The organism is Vulcanococcus sp. (genome assembly GCF_044369115.1).
GTDB lineage: Bacteria > Cyanobacteriota > Cyanobacteriia > PCC-6307 > Cyanobiaceae > Vulcanococcus.
Map to the genome: position 1 here is coordinate 1 of NZ_JBIPMN010000182.1, position 4,980 is coordinate 4,980.

General features: G+C 65.3%; 5 protein-coding genes. 2 read left to right on the forward strand and 3 right to left on the reverse strand.

Features of this window, described 5'->3' with window-relative positions; translation table 11 throughout:
- Positions 1 to 1,467: hypothetical protein (locus tag ACIQ2E_RS12405; protein ID WP_398330979.1), on the reverse strand; the 1,467-nt coding region annotated here is incomplete at its 3' end.
- A 52-nt stretch (positions 1,468 to 1,519) separates the two neighbouring features.
- Here ACIQ2E_RS12405 and ACIQ2E_RS12410 point away from each other — a divergent pair.
- Positions 1,520 to 2,380, forward strand: a complete 861-nt coding sequence (locus tag ACIQ2E_RS12410) for a phytanoyl-CoA dioxygenase family protein (RefSeq protein WP_398330982.1) — start codon at positions 1,520 to 1,522, stop codon at positions 2,378 to 2,380.
- Positions 2,381 to 2,410: 30 nt separating this feature from the next.
- Complete coding sequence (locus ACIQ2E_RS12415) at positions 2,411 to 2,680, forward strand: Nif11-like leader peptide family natural product precursor (protein WP_398330985.1); 270 nt, start codon at positions 2,411 to 2,413, stop codon at positions 2,678 to 2,680.
- Positions 2,681 to 2,699: 19 nt separating this feature from the next.
- On the opposite strand, the gene ACIQ2E_RS12420 is transcribed toward ACIQ2E_RS12415, so the two are convergent.
- Both ACIQ2E_RS12420 and ACIQ2E_RS12425 read right to left on the reverse strand, forming a co-directional pair.
- Positions 2,700 to 3,845, reverse strand: coding sequence for a glycoside hydrolase family 10 protein (locus ACIQ2E_RS12420; RefSeq protein WP_398330988.1), 1,146 nt, complete (start codon positions 3,843 to 3,845; stop codon positions 2,700 to 2,702).
- Positions 3,842 to 4,837 carry a ribose-phosphate pyrophosphokinase gene (locus ACIQ2E_RS12425; protein WP_296442546.1) on the reverse strand — a complete coding sequence of 332 codons (996 nt, stop codon included), beginning with the start codon at positions 4,835 to 4,837 and terminating at the stop codon, positions 3,842 to 3,844. Before ACIQ2E_RS12425 ends, ACIQ2E_RS12420 begins: the two co-directional genes overlap by 4 nt.
- Between the last annotated feature and the right edge of the window lie 143 nt (positions 4,838 to 4,980).

Sequence of the window (4,980 nt, forward strand, 5' to 3'; positions counted from 1 at the left end):
GGAGAGATTGGCCAGAACGCAGTCATTGGGGCGGGTCCAGACGGGGCAAGCCTGGCCGGCTCGATCGATGAAGGCGGCGATGCCGTCTGCATCGGTGTAGGTGGCAATGCCATCGCCCAACCAGTGGCTGGCGATGTAGCGCTGCAACTGGGGATCGGCGGCCAGGCCGTGGGCCAGCCGGCAGCGTTGCAACCAGATGCTGGAGTCGGCATCGGTTGGAGTGTGTTGGTTGAAGCCCAGTGCTTGCCCGCTGGGCAGGCGGCTGAACAGGTCGGCACGGCGCTGGCCCTGGGTTTGCTGCAGCCAAGGATCCGGCTCCACCGCCAGCAGGCAGAGCACCGCCGCGGTGACCCAGCCATCGGAGCGCCCCGGCCGCAGGTCGAAGCCGCTCCACGGGCTCTGCTCATGGGCTCGCCAGTGCTGCAGAAGCTGTTGTTGCAGGTTTTCCGTGGCGGTGAGTGCTGCTTTGACCCCAACGGCTGTGGTGATCCCAACGGCCGTGGTGACCCCAACGAAGGCCCCCACGTAGGCCTTGGCATTCACGGCAGTGCCGTTGTGCATCACCAGCTTGAGGTGGTTCACGCCGCAGAGAATCCGGCTCTGCTGCGGCGGGCGGATGGGCCAGAGCAGCCCATTGGCGAGGCCTTGCAGCGTTCGCAGGCGCTGTTCGCTGATCAGGCGATGCCGGCTGAGAAATCGTGGCCACTGCTCCCGATCCCGGGGTGGCGGCTCCTGCAGTTCCGCCAGGCTCAGATCGCGTCGATAGCGCGGCAGGATTTCCAGGCCGCACTGGCCCGGGTTGCCATCAGGGCTCAAGGCGATGTGGTGGGGCCACTGGATCAACTCCTCATGCCAAGCCTCCGGAATCCCGTGCCGGCGGAGCACGTCTACGGAGGGTTGAGCACTGCCCAGCAGCAACCTCCAGCGGATCGGGGTTTGGCTCAGATCGAGGCCGATCTGAATCACCTGATCCAGCCCACTGCTGGCCACCTCCTCCCACCAGCGTTCAGCAATGGTGTTGAGGGGCAGCCCCTCCAGGCTGGTAGCCTGCTCGATTGCAAAGGCCAGACAGAGGTCGCGGGCGCTGCCCAGGGGCAGTGGCTTGATCGGGTTCTTGAACACCAGCAGCCGGCAGCCGGCTTCGCCGGCGCTGCGGCGACAGATCTCCAGCCAGGTTTCCGGCCGACAGCCTTCGAGCTTGAGGAAGGCATCCAGCCCTTGGCCCGGACCCGCGGGAATCAGCTCCGAGAGCCAGGGCCCCCAGCGACGGCTTTGCTGGCTGAGGAGCAGCAGGGCGAGGTCGGCCTGCTGCCAGCGTTGGCTGCGGCTTGTTTCGAACCCCACCACCGGCGCTTGCCGTGGGTTGATCTGCAGCAGCAGCTGTTGTTGCTCGGCCGCGAGGCGCTGCCATGGGTGCAGCGTTGCCAGCTCGGGCTCGGCCAACAGATCGGCCCAGGAAGCGATCATCGGCGGATCCCCATCGCTGCCCTAGCGTCGCAGGCCTGGCCAGGCTTTGCTGATGCGGATCCGGCGTCCTGAGCTTCTGGATCCCGGCGATCTCGCGTCCGCCCGCAGCAGCTTGCGCGATGGAGGTCATCTCGGTCTCAGGGGGCTGTTTCCCCGCGCCGAGATCGCCCAGCTGCGCAGACAACTTGAGCATCTCACGGCTCCAGCGGCTTCCGCCTCTTCGGCTGGGATGGATCAGGAGGTGGGGGCTTATGGCGCCGGTTGGTCGTTTCGTGAGCAGCTCTGGCGCCGTTCCGGCTGGCTGGAGGGCTGGTTGCTGGAGGGCCCGCCGGCGATCTGGATGCAACGACTGCTCAACCGACACGACATCTGGTTGCTTCGCGACCAGGCCTACTTCAAGCTTCCCGGCGGTGAACCAACGCCCTGGCATCAAGACGGCACCTTCATCCCGGTGGATGGTTTGCAGTCGCTCACCCTGTGGATTCCGCTCACGCAGGTGAATGCCGACGCGTCGCCGATGCATTACATCGATGGAAGTCAGCGCAGCTGCGCCCTGCAGGTGGAGGATCAACTGAGCTTCGAGGCGGGTCTGCAGGAGCAGGCTGCGGGATCTGCCCTGCTGCCGATGGCCGTTTACGACCGTTTGGGCCCAGGCGACTGCCTGATGCACGACACCTGGACCCTGCATGGCTCCCCCCGCCACACGGCGGCTCAACCCCGGCTGGCTTATGTGGTGGTTTATGGCTACGGCGATGGCCAGCTGGCGGATCACCACGCTCTAACTGGCTGTGGCCGATTGCTGCGCGATCAGGCCGCACTGCTGCGCCGCGCCAACCAACGCAGCTGCTTCGCTGGGCTGCTCACCGGTGATGCCGTTCCCGGCTTGGCCACTCCCTATCTGAGGGTCGTTTAACCTCAGCCCCACCAACGCTCCAGCACGGTGATGGCCGGCGCCCCGCTCGACCTGCCCGCCTTTCTCGATCACGTGGCCTCCCGCCCTGATCTGCAGGAGCGCCTCCAGGGTGCCGATTTCTCGCAGGTTTCAGCCATTGCGGAAGCGGAGGGCTTTCAGGTGTCCCGCGTGTCGCTGCTGCGGGCTCAGGCCGAACAGATTCTCAGCCTCTCGGATGAGGAACTGGAGCTGCTGCTCGATGGGAACGTGGATGAGGTGGTGTCGTTGCAGGAATTCGACGCCTATCTCAACCGCATGTGAGCTGGCCCCGTACGGCAACTCAGAGCTGGCTGTTCGGGACTCCGCTCAACGATCGGTGCAGCTGCTGCAACATCCGAAAACGTGTTGTTCCCCCCTCCGCTCCGGCATGGGCTCCCCAGAGTCCTTCCCAGTAGAAATAGATCACGCCGTGGCCGCGCGCGGCAGCCAGCCGCACCTTCTCGCTCAGGGTGGGCATTGGGGTGGTGCGTCCGCCGAAACCTGAGAGAATGCCGATCTCCACGGGAATGCCCCAGCTGCTGGCCTTCACGAGCGCCGGCTGCTGCAGATCGCGCTCGAAACCTTTGAGCGAATAGGCATAGTTCTGAATCACAAGCTCATCGATCAGGCCGCCGAGAGCCCAGAGCTCCCAATCCTGCAGCCAGTGGTTGTAGGCAAAGCGAAACGGCCCGGGTGACAGGCTCACGTAAGGGCTGCCCAGTCCGCTGCGCTTGAGTGTGGCGCGCAACTCCCGCAGCAGACTGCTCAGCTGCTTGCGCCGCCATACCATCCAGGTGCGGTCGGTGTGGTTGTCGGGCGGCTGAACCCCGTTCTCCCGTGCATAGAGGGCGCGGGTGTAGGGGTCGTAGCCCAGTTCCACCGGCCAGGCGAAGTGGTCATCGAGCTGAATGCCATCCACCTTGCAGCGCTGCACGATCTCGCCGATCAGGCCGAGGAAGCGCTCGCGCACCCCGGGGTGGGCGGGGTTGAGCCACACCATCTGTTTGCCGTGCATGGTCACGGCGCTGGTGCCATCGCGTTTCTGCAGCACCCACTCCGGGTTCTGGCGTACCACCTCCGCTTCGGCGGGTTCCATCAGGCCGTATTCAAACCAGGGAATCACCTGCAAGCCGCGGCGGTGGGCGGCACTTGTCATCAGGCAGATGGGATCGTGGCGAGCCCCCGACTGCACCAGCGCCGGCTCGATCGGGGCCCAGCGGCTGCGGTGAAACGTGGTGCCGCGGCTCCAGACGTTGGGATAGAGCGTGTTGAAGCCGGCCTCCGCCAGCTCGCCTACGGCCTGTTCGATCCGCTGGGGCTGGTAATAGAGCGGGCTGGGGCTGTTAGTGAGCCACACTCCCACTCGGCGTGAATCAGCCCAAGCCGCTGCCGGCAGCAGGCTGAGCAGTGCGGCGGCAATCCAGTGCCTGAGGCTGCCGTTGCTCAACGGAACATCGAGCTCACGGAGCTCTCGTCGTGGATGCGCCAGATGGCTTCTCCCAGCATGTTGGCCACCGAGAGCACCTGCAGCTGCGGGAAGCGGCGATCGTCGGAAAGCGGAATCGAGTTGGTCACGATCACTTCCTCAAACAGTCCTGGCGCTGAGAGGCGTTCGATCGCAGGCCCTGAGAACACGGGGTGGGTGGCGCAGGCCAGCACGCGGGTGGCGCCGTTCTGGCGCAGCAGCCGGGCACCGGCGCAGATGGTGCCGCCAGTGTCAATCATGTCGTCGATCAGGATGGCCGTCTTGCCGGCCACATCGCCGATCACGGTGAGGCTTTCTGCCACGTTGTGCCCCGAGCGGCGTTTGTCAATGATCGCCAGAGGGGCGTCCTTCATTTGCTTGGCGAAAGCCCGGGCCCGGGCCACGCCGCCCACATCAGGCGAGACCACCACCACATCACCAAAGTCGCGGCCGGCCAGGTAATCCACCAGCACCGGTGAGCCGTAGATGTGATCGCAGGGAATATCGAAATACCCCTGGATCTGGGCGGAGTGCAGATCCATCGCCAGCACCCGATCCACACCCGACACGGTGAGCAGGTTGGCCACCAGCTTCGCGGTGATCGATTCCCGCCCGGCGGTCTTGCGGTCGGCGCGGGCGTAGCCGTAGTAAGGGATCACAGCGGTGATCTGCCGGGCGGAGGCGCGCTTGCAGGCATCCACCATCACCAGTAGCTCCATCAGGTGATCGTTCACCGGAGCGCAAGTGGGCTGGATCAGGAACACGTCGCAGCCGCGGATCGATTCCTGGATCTGGATATAAAGCTCACCGTCAGCGAAGCGCTTGATCACGCGTGGGCCATCGGGTACGCCGAGATAAGCCCCGATTTCCCGTGCCAGGGCTTGATTGGCGGTGCCGCTGAACAACCGCAGACGCCGGGTGTCGTGGCCTACGTGCGCCTGATCGACCCGTTCTGCGGTCAGGAAACTGGTCACGGCGGCCGCTGGCGCGAACGTTAGAACCCCGATCGTAGAAGCCACCCGGATTCCTGGCCGCGCCCGATTCATGACAGACCCCTCCAGCAGTGCTGAGATCCACCGGGCCCCATGGCCTTCCGCTGGCCTGGTGCTGCTGGCCC

Coding starts and splice junctions, on each gene's coding strand:
- ACIQ2E_RS12415 (WP_398330985.1), top strand. CDS start 2,411: ATGGCCGGCGCCCCGCTCGACCTGCCCGCCTTTCTCGATCACGTGGCC.
- ACIQ2E_RS12410 (WP_398330982.1), top strand. CDS start 1,520: ATGCGGATCCGGCGTCCTGAGCTTCTGGATCCCGGCGATCTCGCGTCC.